This is a genomic window from Limosilactobacillus secundus, assembly GCF_020784695.1.
Taxonomy (GTDB): domain Bacteria; phylum Bacillota; class Bacilli; order Lactobacillales; family Lactobacillaceae; genus Limosilactobacillus; species Limosilactobacillus reuteri_F.
Window position 1 is genome coordinate 34,233 of sequence record NZ_JAJGUA010000039.1, and the last position, 15,057, is coordinate 49,289.

Below are 15,057 nucleotides of genomic sequence, written 5' to 3' on the forward strand. Positions count from 1 at the left end.
AGTCAAACTATCCTTCAAAATAAGTATAAAGTTTCTCAGGAGTAAGAGATTTTCGTTGCTCTGCATTAAAATCTGCTTTGATTTCACCATCTTTAAGCACGATTAGACGATTCCCATACTCTAAGGCATCTTCAAGGTTATGGGTAATCATTAGAGCGGTTAAATGATCTTTAGTGATCCGTTCATTAGTAGCGTGTAATAAATTTAGACTTGTGTGCGGGTCAAGAGCAGCAGTGTGTTCATCCAGCAAAATAATATCAGGTCGTTTGATTGTTGCCATTAAAAAACTTAATGCTTGCCGTTGTCCTCCTGAAAGGGCGCCGGTAGCTGTATTCATACGATTTTCGAGGCCGTTATTCATTGTTGCAGCTAGCTTGGTGAAACGTTCCATGTTACTTTTGAGCTTCCGAGGAATAAGATGGCGACGCTCACCCCGCTTAGTTGCTAACAACATATTTTCAGCAACTGTCATTCGCGCAGCCGTTCCCAATTTTGGATCTTGAAAAACACGGGATAGGAAAGCTGTTCGCTGTTCTTCTGTCGTATTGGTAATATCTTGTCCATTATGCAAAATTTTTCCTTCGTCAGCGTGCAGGTTTCCACCAATGACATTAAAAAGAGTCGATTTACCGGCACCATTCGTTCCAACGATTGTAATGAAGTCTCCCTCATTAATTTTAAGGTTTAAGCCCTTAAGAATAGTCGTTTCACTAGATGTGCCCTTATTAACAATGGTTTTGACGCCTTGCAATTCTAAAATAGGTTTATTCATGAGGCCGGACTCCTTTCAAAATTGGCTTTTTTAGGTGAATGCGTTCTTCAAGTTGTGGCAACATCATGCAGATTGCAAGAACAACGGAGGAGATAAGGTTGAGGTCGTTGGCAGAGAAACCAAGTTGTAGCACGGCAAGTAAGATGATTCGGTAAATGATACTACCAAGAGTAACGGCTACAAGTCGCTGGTTAAGCGTTAATTCACCAAAGGCTACTTCACCAATAATGATTGAGGCAAGGGCGATAACAATCGTCCCAATTCCCATATTAATATCAGCATACCCATTGTTTTGAGCAATCAATGCCCCACAAAGGCCAACGATTCCGTTTGACACCATTAGGCCGATGATGACCATTGTGTCGGTATGAATCCCAAATGATTTGGCCATTACAGGATTATCACCAGTCGCGATGAAGGCCTGTCCATAGTCAGTTGAAAGGAAGAAGACTAGGATTACGGTAATAATCGCAATCGTAACTATTCCCAAGAAGACACTATCAAAGTATTGGGGCAGACTTCGCATGAATTCCCCACTAAAAAGTGTCTTTTGGCCAAGCAATGAAACGTTTGATTTACCCATAATGCGGAGGTTAACAGAGTAAGCGGCAGTCATCGTTAAAATTCCGGCTAATAAACTTGGGATTTTTCCTTTAGTGTAGAGCAACCCGGTGATCAAACCGGCGAGCATTCCCGCACCAATCGCAATTAAAGTTGCCAAAAAGGGATTAATGCCATGTGTGATTGCAGCAACAGCACTGGCAGCACCAAGAGGGAAAGTTCCTTCAACAGTCATATCCGCAAAATCAAGAATTCTAAAAGTCAGGTAAAGGCCAAGACCAAGTAAAGCCCATAATAGCCCTTGACCGATTGACGATACAATTAGATTCATTTGTAAATCTCTCCTTTCGCTTCTGCATCCTTTTCAAATTGAGCGGGAATTTGTAAATTAAGTTTTCGAGCTTGCTTAATGTTGAGAACAGGCGTCCCATGCTTCATATATTCAATTGGAGTATCCGCGGGCTTTGATTTGCCTTTGAGAATTGCAACGGTCATTTTTGCGCCTTGGACACCTAGAGCACGCTGGTTAACACTGTAAGTTGCAACGCCACCTTGCTTAACCATTGTGTCAGTTGCTGGGAAGACTGGTTTGTTAGCGGCATCGGCATTCTTAACTAAGGTTTGCATTGCCCCAGCGATCGTATTATCTGTTGGTACAATTACTGCATCAACCTGGCTAAGCATTTGTTCGGAAACCTGATTTAAGTCGTTACTGTTGGCAATTGAATAGGCCTTCAAGTTAATATTCATCTTGCGACATTCACGTTTGATTTGGTGGTAACCGGCTACTGCTGAAGCATCACTTGAAGTGTAGATGACTCCGAGTGTTTTCATTCGCGGCATAAATTGCTTGATCAAGTTGAGTTGTTCGCGAATTGGTGCTTGGTCGGATACTCCGGTGATGTTGCCCCCAGGATGTTGATTATTTTTAACTAATCCAGCTGCTTTTGGATCGGTAACTGCACCAAGTACAATTGGTGTTTTGGTAGTAGAATTAGCTAATGCTTGTGCCGCAGGAGTTGTAATTCCAAAAAGAACAGTTGAGTTATCATTAACAAGTTTTGAAGCCATTGTTTTAAGATTACTTTGGTCACCATTCGCATTTTGATACTCAATCTTGATATTCTTACCGTTGTGGTAACCTTCCTTTGCTAATTCATCAACATATCCCTTGTAAATTTCATCTAACGCTGGGTGGTGCATCAAGGTTAACACACCGACTTTTGGAATTCGTTGCTTAGTTACGAACCCATTGTTTTCTCTAAAGAATGCGAAACAAAGGAAAGCGATAATAATTGCAATTAAACTATACATTCTTTTCATTTAAAATCTCACCTCACAAAATAATAAAAAACGAGAGCCCACATGACGGACCCTCGTTTTTTGAAAGGCAAAATAAAAGTCCGCATGTGGATCCATGCGGACTGAAATGAACATCAAACTCAGCCGGCACAGATGCAATCTGTTCTTCAGGTCGCATCCATGACGAAACAACCTGAATTACCGGCTTTGCCAACGAGTATTAACGTTGATAGCTTGATATGCGTTCATTATACTTACTCCCTACATAATTGATTGTTGTTAAGTATAACCAATGATAATAAAGCTGTCAATATAATTATTAAAATTTGCTAAGAAAAAAGAGTAAGTAGAAGAAAATCCTCTATCTTACTCAATGATTATGCTATTCGTATCCTAGTTCATGCTGATGTAGAAACTAGGAGTGTAGTAATTGATGTTACCAGTTTGAACGTTTTGACCTGGTGTAGGAGCTTGGATGTAACCGCCATTACCAGTAGCGATTGCAACGTGGTAAGGAGCACTATCTGGGCCCCAGAAGTAAAGGTCACCACTTTGAGCGTTTTGGATATCACTGTGGTGGGCACCAAGGTTAGTTTGTTGGTAAGTAGTCCGGTAGTTTGAACCAAGACCATATGCATATTGAACTAATCCTGAGCAGTCAAATCCGCCTGGTTGGTTACCACCCCAAACGTATGGAGTACCAATTTGTGCTTGCGCAACGGCAACCGCATTAGCAGTAGAACCATTACCTTGACCAGCAGGAGTTGAAGTTGCTGGAGTAGCAGTTACAGCAGCAGTACTTTGAACAGTAGTGTTGCTTTGTGGAGTAGCAACTGCTTCAGTGGTAGCGGATGTAGTTTGTGTTGGAGTTGCAGTGTTAGTAGTAGCCGCTAAAGTAGTAACGTTGTTGTTAGTATTTGCAGCACTAGTTTGAGCAACATTAATAGTAGCAGAAGCAGCACTTACTTGGGCTGGAGCTTGGGACGTAACACTAACTTGAGTAGCAGTAGTGTTGTTATCAGAAGCAGCAGATACGACTGTTGTTGGTTGTGCTTGGTCGGCTACGTTGCTTGCGTTTGTGGTAGAAACAGCTGGAGTAGTTGATGCCGCTGTTGTTTCAGTAGTTTCAACGGCTGCTTGACTAGCAGTAGCGTTGTCAGTTGCAGTAGGTGCAGTAACAGTTGCGGCAGCAGAAGCAGTACTAATAGCAGAAGATGGGATAACTAATTGTTGACCAACGTAAATTACGTTAGGATCAGCCAATTGGTTAGCAGTAGAAATTGAATCAACAGTAGTAGCGTATTGTTGAGCAAATCCCCATACTGTATCTCCTGATTGTACTTGAACTTGTGTGTCAGCACTTGCAGTGTTAGCAACAGCTAATGCACCAGCAGCACCTAAAGCAGCAACAAGAACTTTTGACATTGTTTTTTTCTTAGCGATAATTATTCACTCCTGAATTATTGTTTGTTTTTTCTTTTATGCATGCAATTAATTGTGCACTCTTTTACTATATGATGATATTGTGAAGAAGATATGAAAAATATCTTAAGGGTGGCAGTTGTTACATAATTGTTAAATTACTGTAATAATTTGAAGAGAATTTTATTGGAATATGAATTCTTCTTACGCGCTAAAACGTTGTAACTGCGGGGAATGGGGCAGATAGAAGAAGGTCATCAATTTTCACGTTGAGGAGCCTTTTTTATTAGCCGAAATCAATTTGTTCTGGTATTTTCTCTCGACTTATTTGATCTAATCTAAGATATTTAAGTATTATAGGTACTCTTAGTTTACTTTTGATTATTTTTGGCAGCATAAATAATTAAGATCACGCCATTAGTTATCATAAGAAACATATATAGAAAAAATAGTAGATCTGGTAATGTGTCCCAATATTTATTGAGAACAATTATACCAATAATAAATAAAGTATTTAACGCTGAACAAAAAGGAACGATTACCCCGTTATTGTTATCTAATTTCATAAGTTACTCCCTTTGCGTATTAATTTATCTAATAGTATCAAACGAGGAGGGAAACGACCATAAATCTTGGTACAAAAAGTAATTTAAGACATAATGCTGTCTCCTTTTTTGTAAATATGATTACTTATGTATTAACAGAAGACTGGTAATAATGATAATAATAAATAAAATTAACCAATACTTTTGATGTAAGTGATTTTGAGTTACCTTTTTATCATTAGGATCGCTTTTAATTTGATGTGTTTCCCAAGTACCCATTAATAGTCCGTAGATAATGCCACTGACAATAGCACTACTAATTGTAGAAGGTTCTGTAAGTAATGGAATTAGTGCTTCTCTATTAGGCAGCCAATCGATAAGGATTGTTAATCCATACATTGCAATTGCAAAGTAAATTCCTAAGCCAATTGATCTTTTAATAAAGTTTTGTTTAGTCTTACCCACCTGTTTAGCTTCAACATCAATTTCTGTTAAATGATGTCGTTTAGTTTCATATAGAATGTAGCCTAAAGAAGCGAAAACAGTTAATAGTAAGACGCTTACTACGATATCAAGAGTAAGTTCAGAATTATTAGTACTAAGCATTAAAAGGCTAGCAATAAAACTTAATAATATATTTATTGATAATAAAAATATGGCAATATTATTACCGATTCGATTGAGTTCGTTGCGGCGATATTCATCTAATGGTCCATGAATACCGTAAAACCATTTAATGATTTTGGTGCTGATTGTTTCTTTCATCTGTACGTTCCTCCCAAAATAGTGAATTAAGATCAGTATTTAATGCTTTAGCTAAATTAATACAAAGTTCTAACGAGGGATTATACTTATTATTTTCGATTAAGTTGATAGTTTGACGAGCTACTCCAATTTTTTGAGCTAGCTTTAACTGGGATAATCCTTGATCTTTTCGAAATTGTTTAACACGGTTCAAATATTGACTCTCCCTCCTTATGACACATATATATGACATCTATGTTAGAGATTTTATCATTGCTTAAATCTGGTGTCAATTATATATGACAAAAAATAAATAGACATAGAAGTACATTGTTGCTTCCATGTCCAATAAATATAATTAATCCATTAGCAAGTTAACTGAAGGAATCTATATTCATAGAAGATTTTCTTAATCTGTAAATCCAGCTAAAAATAAATAATCCTTGAATTTTAGATTATTTATTTTTAAGTCTATGTTTTTCATAGTTATATCCATCTATAAAACTTATGACTTCTTGCATTCTATTTCCAGAAATTAAGTTTAAAAGTACAAATGGTAATTTCGGATAAAATCTAAATTTTTTGCTAATTTGATAATCTTCGTATGCCTGATGTTTTCCCATTTGAAAGTCAGATAAGTTCTTTAAATCCTTAATTTTAGAGAGGTTGGAATCGTTCGATTTAGAAGTATAACCTTGAGAGTATAAGCCGTGTTCATAATTATGCTTAATCATATCATGGAGTTGGAATAGTAACATTTTAAAAGTACCTTTACCTTTGTTTAGTATTTTGAATAGAGTTCTATTTAAACATGTATTTCTGAAAAATATTCATTAGTCCGACCATTATGAATACTAAAGTTCCTAAATAATTATTAAGATCATTTCGAATGATTACCATGATTGCAATAATGATAATCAAAATCCCGAAAAATATTTTACCAATTAAAGAAAATTTTTGACTGTTTTTGTATCCTTTTTGTCTGTACGTTTGTTTACTTATTCCTAAAAAGAACGGTTTTACATGCTCACCATAAAGAATAGCTATTCCAAATGTAATTAAAAAGGAAAATGTACAAAAATTAACGATGAGAGAATTATAATCCACTAGATAATTTGTCAGTAAGAAAAATAATCCATCCATTATGAAGAATAATCCCTTAAAAACACTAAAAGCATTATAAGCTTTTCCTTGATCCAAATATTTTTTCAAATCTTTGTCTCCTTTAAGCAAAGCGTCAATTGTGATTTTATATATGTCGCTAATCTTAACGAGTGTGTCTAAATCGGGATAACTTTTTCCTTGCTCCCAGTTGGAAATTGTTTGCCGAGTGACATGTAATTTTTCGGCAATTTCAGCTTGAGTAAAGCCTAAATTATTGCGTTGTTTTTTGATATAGTTTCCGAATTCCATTATGGCGCTCCTGTATTTTTGGATAAGTATATGAAATTTATTAAGCTAAAACTAGCAAAGATTTGTTGCATGCTTGTTATATCAACGATTCAAATTACTGAAGAATTTTATTAGATAACTTATACTTAATATATAAGAACTATTTAAAATAAAGTTTTCATTTAGCTGTCACGTTATATTTTTTATCTTTAATACCTAAAATAATTTGTTGCCTTTAGAAAATTAGTTGGAAGGTGAAAAGGATGAAAAAGAAAGAGAATAACCATTATTCATCAGTAGGGGACTTTCTTGCAAAAAAGTGGTGGATTATTGTAGTTGTTTTAGGAATGATATGGTGGATCCTTGCTTCATTAAAGTAGGACTATTACCAATAAATTGAAGCCCGTGCCTAAAATATGATAGTATGGATAGCAGTTTTAGCTCGTAATAAGTAAGAAAAAGAGGAGAGAATATAATGGCAGTATTAGATGTTGAAGGACTGACAATGAGCTATGCCGATAAAAAGCTCTATGAGAATGCCAGCTTTCAACTAGAAAAGCACGAACACATGGGGATTGTCGGGCAAAATGGTGCCGGGAAGAGTACCTTGATTAAAATCTTGATCGGGAAAACCCTCCCGGTCGATGGCGCTATCAAATGGCAAAAAGGAGTCAAGATTGGATACTTAGACCAGTACGTTGATATTCCAGCGGGGATGACCTTGATTGACTTCCTTCATACTGCTTTCACGGAACTTTATCAACTTAATGACCAGATGAATAAGCTTTATGCGGATTATGCAGAAAAGATGGATGATGAGCTCCTCACCAAGGCAGGCCGAATTCAAGAAAAACTCGATGCTAATAACTTCTATGAAATTGAAACGGAAGTCGAACGAGTGATGAACGGTTTAGGATTGACAGATATCGGTAAGGATCATGTTGTCTCTGAGATGAGTGGGGGACAACGGTCAAAGATTATCCTTGCCAAGATGTTATTAGAAAATCCAGATGTCATTTTACTAGACGAACCGACAAACTACCTTGATACGGCTCACATTGAATGGCTAATCGACTATCTTAATGATTTTGATGGTGCCGCAATGATTATCTCGCATGACTATGACTTTCTTGAACAAGTTACGAATACTATTTGTGATGTATCATTTGGAAAAATCACTAAGTACCGCGGAAGCTTCCAACAAGCGATGCGTCAAAAGGAAGAGCGCAAGGAAGCTCAAGAACGGGAATACGAAAAACAACAAGTGGTCATTGAAAAGGCACAACGGTTTATTCGGAAAAACAAAGCTGGTTCAAAATCGACTATGGCTAAGTCACGGGAAAAGATGCTTGCGCGGATGAAAAAGGTTGATCCACCCGAAGATAATCTAAAAGCAACTTTCCATTTTCCGTATGAAAATACCGGATCAGCGAATGCGCTGCGGGTAGAAAAATTATCAGTTGGTTATAACCGGCCATTATTAGCGCCAGTAACTTTCTCGATGACAATGGGTGAAAAATTATTGTTCACTGGATTTAACGGGGTTGGTAAGTCGACTTTGATTAAATCAATTTTAAAGAAAATTCCAGCATTAGGCGGAACAGCAACCTTCTCCCCATCAGCCCGGATAAATTACTTTGACCAAGATTTGGAATGGGATGACCCAACGCTTACGCCACTGCAAACAATTCAAAATATGTTCCCAACGATGCAGCCGCGGACGATTCGGACAAAACTTGCGCGTGCTGGAATCAACGCTGCTAATACAATGAAGGAAATGAACCTTTTATCAGGGGGCGAGCAGACGAAAGTTAAACTTGCCATTCTCGAGTTAACGCCATGTAATTTTCTTATCATGGACGAACCGACAAACCACCTGGACGACGAAACTAAGGAAGGTTTGAAGAAAGCCCTGCAAGATTTCCCGGGAAATTTAATTTTAGTTAGTCACGAACAAGGATTCTTTGAAGGATGGCTTGATAAGATCCTTAACGTTGAAAAACTTAGCTTGAAATAGGAAGATATGAGACAATGAATTCAAAAAGGAGGGGAAACGAGTGCCCTATTCAATTTCTGAAATCATTGTCTTATTTTTTACCTATTCATTTATTGGCTGGCTATGGGAGACTTGTTACTGTTCAATTAAGGACCATCATTTTGCCTACCGTGGATTCTTATTCGGCCCTTATTGTCCGGTGTATGGATTTGCCGTTACGACGATCTTGATTACTACCTATCCGTTCCAAGATAATATTTTACTGCTATTTGTAGTAGGTTTTATTGTGGCTTCAATCTTTGAATATGTAGCAAGTTGGCTGCTCGAAAAGCTTTTTCATATGAAGTTATGGGACTATTCGCACCTAAAAGGGAATATTCAAGGAAGAGTTGCTCCCCAAATTTCATTTTTCTGGGGGATTGGCGTTGTCTTGCTGGTTAAGTTCGTTCAGCCATTCATTCAGCGGATTATTAATTGGGAAGAATTATGGACCCACGGGATGCTTGCCTTAATTATCGTCCTCGTGATGGGAACTGACACTATCCTCAGCGTTATCAGTGTGGAAAAATTCCATATTACAACTCAACAATGGGATGAACGAGCAGCTGACTATCGAAAGAAACTGCTGGATCGAATTGAAAAAGCAGCTCCTAAGGATAAGTTAGCAATTAAAGCTCACCTTCAAGATTGGCAACATCAATTTGTGCAACACCTAAACAAAGAGGGAGCTGACAAGCGATTAAGCTGGAACCATCGTCGGCTAATTAAGAGCTTTCCTAAGATGAAGATTACTGATAGTAAATACTTTAATAACTATAAAAAGGACCTTAAAAGTAAGTAAGATCAGCGTAAAATTCTCGCTTTCTTGTAGTGAAGTGGTTATAATAGCGTCAAATTCATAAAAAGGGAAAGACACATCATGAAAAAAGAAACAAAAATCATTTGTGGAAGTGTACTTGCGTTTTTGATTATTTTATTTGGGATTGTGGCGATTATTATTCACGAATCTCCCCAAATTCAACGTGAGACCCACCCAACAGATATAACCGTCAATGAATTTGTTCGGCAGATTGCACCAGCTGCTCAACGTGAACAGAAGAAATATCATATCCCAGCTAGCATTACGATTGCGCAAGCAGGACTTGAATCTAACTGGGGTCGGAGTCGGTTAGCAAATAAATACAATAACTTATTTGGAATTAAAGCTAACAGGGATGACGAGAAGGTTCAAATGTATACTACCGAAAATATTCGGGGTAAAAATGTTCAAGTAAAACAATATTTTACGGTTTACAATAGCTGGGCAGATTCAATTAATGCGCACACATTGCTCATTGTAAATGGAACTGCTGATAATCATGCACGTTTCCATGGAGTACAAACAGCGAAAACTTATCAACAGGCAGCTCATGAATTACAGCGGAATGGTTACGCAACCGATCCAGATTATGCCAGCAAGCTGATCTACGCGATTAAGAAGTTTAATCTTGCCCAATACGATAATGTTAAATAATAATTTAAAAGCGTGAGAAACGACTCTTGTAATGAGCTATTTCTCACGCTTTTTAACCTATAAGACACTTATTAATGTACTTCGCTTTGCATGCTGGTGGAAGCAACCCGTTGATGACGGAACCAGTGAACTAAGAGACCAAGGACTAAGCCGACAAGTGCTGGAACAAGCCAGGATAATCCCATACTTGCAAGTGGTAAGTTATTTCGTAAAGCGGCAACAGATAACCCAAATGAACTTTGGCTAACAACCGCTGGAAAGGCAACAACCATATCACCGAGAGCTGGTACAACGGTGAAAAGGACCACGAAGAAGTAGACAACGCCATCACGCTTAAAAAGTGGTGATGTCACAGATAAAAGGATAAGTACCATTGATAATGGGTAAAGGAACATTAACATTGGTGTTGACCAAGCGATGATTTGGTCTAAGCCAAAATTAGCAGTAAGGAACGAGGCGAGGCAACTAAGTGCAAGCCATGCATGGTAGCTAACCTTTGGAAAGTGCTTATGGAAGTCTTGAGCAAAAGCAGCAACTAAACCAACAGCAGTCGTTAAACAGGTAACCGTTAACAAGAATGCTAGTACAACTTGTCCGAATGCACCGGCATAAGCATTAACTAATTGGTTAAAGGCAACTCCACCATCTGGGGAAACTTTGAAACGACCAAGAGACATTGCGCCAAGAAGGATTAGTAATAAGTAGATAAAAGCAACGGCACCCATTGAGAGGACACCAGCTTTTGCAACAACTTTGGATACATCTTTTGCTGAACGTTGTCCCATAGAACGAACGGCGGTTACCACTGTTACCCCAAAAGCAAGACCGGCAAGAGCATCCATAGTGTTGTACCCTTCAAGGAACCCGTTAGTGAGTGCACCGTGAACATAAGCACTAGTTGTAGGTGCAGTAGCAGGGTTACCAAGCGGGCGAGCGAAACCAACAACAAAGACAAGGAATAAAAGGGCTAAGAAGACGGGATTTAATACTTTTCCGATGTTAGCTAGGATATCATTTTCCCGGTATGAGAAGAGGAAGGCCGCCCCGAAGAATAATGCTGAGAATAATAGCAAGGCAAGGGATTGATATTGTTTATCAACGAATGGGGCAAGACCAACTGTGAATGAGACAGTGGCAGTCCGTGGGGTACCGAATAATGGACCGATCGTAGCGTGGATAAGAACCATGAATACTAAGGCAAAACCGACGCCAAGCGGACGACCGATATCAAAGACCCCCTCTGCACGCGTAACAGCAACGGCGAGAACTGATAGAAGTGGTAAAAGAACTCCAGTAATCAGAAAGCCAACTGCAGCTGGTCCCCAATGACTACCAGCTAATTGACCAAGGTGTAACGGGAAAATCAAGTTTCCGGCCCCAAAGAATAAACCGAAAAGCAATGATGCAACAACTAAATAGTTTTTGAATGTTAACTTGCGCGATGTTAAATCTTGCATGTTTTCTCCTCCTAATCTGATCCCAACAAAAAAGTCCCTTAGCCAAAATGGCTAAGGGACGCTGAGCGTGGTACCACCCTATCATTGTACTGCTATTGCTAACAATACCTCACACGTACGGCCGTAATGGCGATACGCTGACACGATAATGGGTGTAACCACTACAGCTTACTGGTATTTAAGCTGTAGACTCGAAAGTGATTTTCAGTTAGAGTTAAAACTGTCTCCTCACACCAAACGAGACTCGCTGAAGCTATCGTCTAACATACTCTTCTTTCTCATTGCGATCGAATAATTAAATTATCGTCATTAATATTAACTGATTTCTCATAAAAGTCAATAGTAAATTAAAAATTATTTATAATTTTTCAAATCTTCGCTACTTTCGGCGTATGCAGGATCACCATTTAATGCCCGGGCAATGGCTCGCTCAACAGCAGTATTAGAAGTAACATTTGCAATGGCGAGTGGCTTCTCATATCGTTTAGCGTGATGGTTGGCGAGTTGACTAATTCGATGGTGAATTGCATCGATGCAGACAATCACAAAGTCCGCATCCCGAATTTCGCGTTTTAATTTGCTGCTGGAAACTTTTTCTTCTGCAGACGCGTCTAATCCACGGAACAGACCGTGGTGTTTATAGACGACTGGTTTAAGGCCTTTAACCTTGCTGCGGATTCCGGTAATAACAAGTACCTTTCGTTGATGGAGGTCATAATCAAGTTTCTTTTCATAATCATGACGAGGATTAGCAGGCTTTTTAACAACTTTTGGTTTAGCTGGTTGCTTGGTTGTATCATAATCTTGCTTTTCATGGATCCAGCGAATTGCGCCATCTTTGGCATCAGTTAAGCCATTTCCTCGATCATAGTAGGCAAAATCAATAACCATTCCAGGCTTAATATCACGACCAGGGTACTTAAAGGGATCAATTACGATGGTATTCTCTGGCGCTTCGTCAACGATTGAATTACCTTTAATTGTTTTACTCAGTTGAAGGACATCAGAACCGGGGACGCGTTTTAATTCACCATATTCAATCACATTGACTTTTTCAGGGGTGTAATCGCTAAGGTGATCACCGGTGATCCGCCGAATAACTGGAAGACCACGGACTTTTTGTTCATAGTCTAGTTGAGCAATATCCCCATCCTCAACAGGAAACGGTAATGCATGCAGAATTGCTTCTGGATAATAACGATGATTAATCTCGGCACCGCTTAATTTTCGGTGTACTAAGTAACGATTGTCGGCTGCTAGGCGTTCTTCTTCAGTAATTTCTTTTGGTGCTTCAACTGAAGAAGATGTAGCGGAGCTTGTTATTGATGTTGACTTTTCTTCATCATTAGCTGGACCGGTAAGCAGTGACTTCAATGTTTTGCGTGCTTGCGGAGGCAACTCGTTTGATGATTGAACTTTGCGTTGAACAAACCGAGGTGCATTTTGTTTAACGGGTTTGCTTTCCTGATAATGATTTAAAATATTAAGAATGGTGGTAAGACTCCGCTGTGTCTGCAGTAAGCTTTGTGGATCATCAGCGGTATTATTTAAGAGGTCAATTAATTCTTGACGATAATCATAAACTTCCATATTATTTTCCTTTCTTAAAATAAGTTACTAATTTCAATGATAGCAGTTCGTTAGCGTGATGTCAGTAATTAAGTGTGGTTTAGCCGATTTTCTACGGTATAATAAGAAACAAAATCAGAATTGCGAGGATCGAAAATGGCACAACGGTTAATAAAATTATTTTCCCACAATGATTTAGATGGATTCGGGGCTCCATTATTATTAAAAACACTACAACCAGTAATGTTTGAAGATGCAGAATTTGAGATGACAAACTGTGGCGCTGGACGAATCGATGAAGAATTAAGTCGATGGATGCAAACAGCGGAAGTAGGGCGCTTTACAGATGTTTATATTATGGACATGACACCGGATAGCGACTATACATTCAAACTATTGAATGAACGGTTCGCTAATCATTGGCTTGTCTTTGACCATCATGAAAGTGAAGCGGAACTACGACAAAAGTATGCGGCCAATAGTATCGTACCTGCTAATCCAGCAGTTAACCCAAGTGCCACAAGCTTGGTATGGGATTGGTTAAAACAACAATCGTCTTTTGCAAAGGTTGATGAACAACGGCAAACAGACCTTGCTTATCTTGTGGAATTAATTCGGGCATATGATACTTGGGATTGGCAAAATGATCCAGAAATGAATGAGCAGGAACGAACTGATGCCGATAATCTTGATCAACTCTTTTGGTTTTATCCTCTCCAAGATTCGGAAGAGTTTGTTCAAAATGTTTTTAATACCAGCTGGCAACAATATCAGAAAGAAAATCGGCTGTTAATTCGGACCCTAAACGAACGGCGGGCAAAATACCTTAAAAGTCATTTGAAAGATGTTTTAATTACAGATATCGATGATCATAAATTTGGTGTCGTATATGCAAGTGACTATAAGTCTGAAATTGCCCATGAGCTATTAGAAGAGCATCCAGAGGTCGATGCCGCCTTAGTGGTTAGTCCGGTTAGTGTCTCCCTCCGTAGCAATGGTAAGTTAGACGTTGCTAAATTTGCGGAGAAGTATTTCAACGGTGGCGGTCATGCTGACGCAGCAGGTGGCCGATTAACGGTTAATCCGATTGAAGTTGGTGAACAAGCAGTTATTGACGACCTTAAACAAACAATTGCTAATCAGCAAAATGAACAAAAATCAAATGAAAGTACGCTTGCCGATAATCTTGATCCCGAAGTAGCGGCAAAGATGGCAGCTTTGTTTGGGAAGAAGTAGGGTGGAGCGTTAATCTCTACAGCACGGAAGTAAAAAAAGCCCCTCAAATCGAGGAGCTTTTTTAGTTAACTGATTAACCACGGATTAGGGATACGGCCAACTTTAACAAAGTAGTCGATAAAGAGGTCGGTCAGCTGTGGTGAGATTCTGAGAGGATGATGTGAAGCTGGCGTAACAGGTCGGACATTTAGACTTATATCTGGTAATTCTGCTTCTTGAATGTTGATTTGCCACTTAATGTAGTAAGTAGTATCGGTTGGTAAGCTCATAAGCAACTGTAAATCATGAGTAATTGTCGTTAGTTTCCGGCAGCTATGTTCCAATTGGATGAGCTGCTCTTGAGCTACCTGCTTTTGCTCTAATGAAAAGTATTTCTGATGATCTTGCCAGGCGGTTTGTAATAGTTTGTTGAGAAGCGGAACAATTTGTTCTTGCGTTAAAATCATATAAAATAACTCCTTTGAATTTATTCAAAGGTTTTAGCGAGGCGATTAGCCTCGAATAGTAACAGCCCCAATCTGTTTTTAGATTGGGGCTGTTACGTTTAA

Annotated in this window: 15 protein-coding genes and 1 other annotated feature; of the genes, 4 read left to right on the forward strand and 11 right to left on the reverse strand. The window is 38.7% G+C overall.

What is annotated here, in order from left to right:
* Window positions 1-7: 7 nt before the first annotated feature.
* The 8 genes from LMB57_RS07130 to LMB57_RS07165 all read right to left on the reverse strand — a co-directional run bounded on the left by LMB57_RS07130 (window position 8) and on the right by LMB57_RS07165 (window position 6,759).
* On the reverse strand, window positions 8-772 hold the full coding sequence (locus tag LMB57_RS07130; RefSeq protein WP_229271515.1) for an ABC transporter ATP-binding protein: 765 nt from the start codon (window positions 770-772) through the stop codon (window positions 8-10).
* A complete protein-coding gene (locus LMB57_RS07135; protein ID WP_003665032.1) occupies window positions 765-1,664 on the reverse strand; it encodes an ABC transporter permease in 900 nt (299 codons plus the stop codon). The genes LMB57_RS07130 and LMB57_RS07135 overlap by 8 nt, the downstream gene beginning before the upstream one ends.
* Window positions 1,661-2,656, reverse strand: coding sequence for a tryptophan ABC transporter substrate-binding protein (gene trpX, locus LMB57_RS07140; RefSeq protein WP_229271514.1), 996 nt, complete (start codon window positions 2,654-2,656; stop codon window positions 1,661-1,663). Before trpX ends, LMB57_RS07135 begins: the two co-directional genes overlap by 4 nt.
* 372 nt (window positions 2,657-3,028) lie before the next feature.
* Window positions 3,029-4,060, reverse strand: a complete 1,032-nt coding sequence (locus LMB57_RS07145) for a C40 family peptidase (RefSeq protein ID WP_229278153.1) — start codon at window positions 4,058-4,060, stop codon at window positions 3,029-3,031.
* A gap of 683 nt (window positions 4,061-4,743) precedes the next feature.
* Window positions 4,744-5,367, reverse strand: coding sequence for a DUF3278 domain-containing protein (locus LMB57_RS07150; protein ID WP_229271512.1), 624 nt, complete (start codon window positions 5,365-5,367; stop codon window positions 4,744-4,746).
* On the reverse strand, window positions 5,336-5,560 hold the full coding sequence (locus LMB57_RS07155) for a helix-turn-helix transcriptional regulator (protein WP_113897151.1): 225 nt from the start codon (window positions 5,558-5,560) through the stop codon (window positions 5,336-5,338). The genes LMB57_RS07150 and LMB57_RS07155 overlap by 32 nt, the downstream gene beginning before the upstream one ends.
* A gap of 241 nt (window positions 5,561-5,801) precedes the next feature.
* The gene (locus tag LMB57_RS07160) at window positions 5,802-6,080 is read right to left on the reverse strand and encodes a hypothetical protein (RefSeq protein ID WP_229278154.1); all 279 of its coding nucleotides are present in this window, start codon (window positions 6,078-6,080) and stop codon (window positions 5,802-5,804) included.
* Window positions 6,081-6,147: 67 nt separating this feature from the next.
* Window positions 6,148-6,759 carry a helix-turn-helix domain-containing protein gene (locus LMB57_RS07165; RefSeq protein WP_229271511.1) on the reverse strand — a complete coding sequence of 204 codons (612 nt, stop codon included), beginning with the start codon at window positions 6,757-6,759 and terminating at the stop codon, window positions 6,148-6,150.
* 454 nt (window positions 6,760-7,213) lie between these two features.
* On the opposite strand from LMB57_RS07165, the gene LMB57_RS07170 reads away from it, so the two are divergent.
* From LMB57_RS07170 to LMB57_RS07180, 3 genes are all read left to right on the forward strand, one after another.
* On the forward strand, window positions 7,214-8,755 hold the full coding sequence (locus LMB57_RS07170) for an ABC-F family ATP-binding cassette domain-containing protein (RefSeq protein WP_229271510.1): 1,542 nt from the start codon (window positions 7,214-7,216) through the stop codon (window positions 8,753-8,755).
* A 40-nt stretch (window positions 8,756-8,795) separates the two neighbouring features.
* On the forward strand, window positions 8,796-9,575 hold the full coding sequence (locus LMB57_RS07175) for a putative ABC transporter permease (RefSeq protein WP_229271509.1): 780 nt from the start codon (window positions 8,796-8,798) through the stop codon (window positions 9,573-9,575).
* 78 nt (window positions 9,576-9,653) lie between these two features.
* On the forward strand, window positions 9,654-10,247 hold the full coding sequence (locus LMB57_RS07180) for a glycoside hydrolase family 73 protein (protein ID WP_229271508.1): 594 nt from the start codon (window positions 9,654-9,656) through the stop codon (window positions 10,245-10,247).
* A gap of 71 nt (window positions 10,248-10,318) precedes the next feature.
* Here LMB57_RS07180 and brnQ read toward each other — a convergent pair whose 3' ends face one another.
* Window positions 10,319-11,704, reverse strand: coding sequence for a branched-chain amino acid transport system II carrier protein (gene brnQ, locus LMB57_RS07185; RefSeq protein ID WP_229271507.1), 1,386 nt, complete (start codon window positions 11,702-11,704; stop codon window positions 10,319-10,321).
* A 51-nt stretch (window positions 11,705-11,755) separates the two neighbouring features.
* Window positions 11,756-11,995 (reverse strand) — a binding site (T-box leader).
* Between the two features lie 63 nt (window positions 11,996-12,058).
* The gene (locus LMB57_RS07190; protein WP_229271506.1) at window positions 12,059-13,294 is read right to left on the reverse strand and encodes a DUF2325 domain-containing protein; all 1,236 of its coding nucleotides are present in this window, start codon (window positions 13,292-13,294) and stop codon (window positions 12,059-12,061) included.
* A gap of 135 nt (window positions 13,295-13,429) precedes the next feature.
* On the opposite strand from LMB57_RS07190, the gene LMB57_RS07195 reads away from it, so the two are divergent.
* Entirely contained in the window at window positions 13,430-14,509 is a 1,080-nt protein-coding gene (locus LMB57_RS07195) for a DHHA1 domain-containing protein (protein ID WP_229271505.1), read from the forward strand.
* A 65-nt stretch (window positions 14,510-14,574) separates the two neighbouring features.
* Here LMB57_RS07195 and LMB57_RS07200 read toward each other — a convergent pair whose 3' ends face one another.
* Window positions 14,575-14,955 carry a hypothetical protein gene (locus LMB57_RS07200; RefSeq protein ID WP_229271504.1) on the reverse strand — a complete coding sequence of 127 codons (381 nt, stop codon included), beginning with the start codon at window positions 14,953-14,955 and terminating at the stop codon, window positions 14,575-14,577.
* Window positions 14,956-15,057 lie beyond the last annotated feature (102 nt).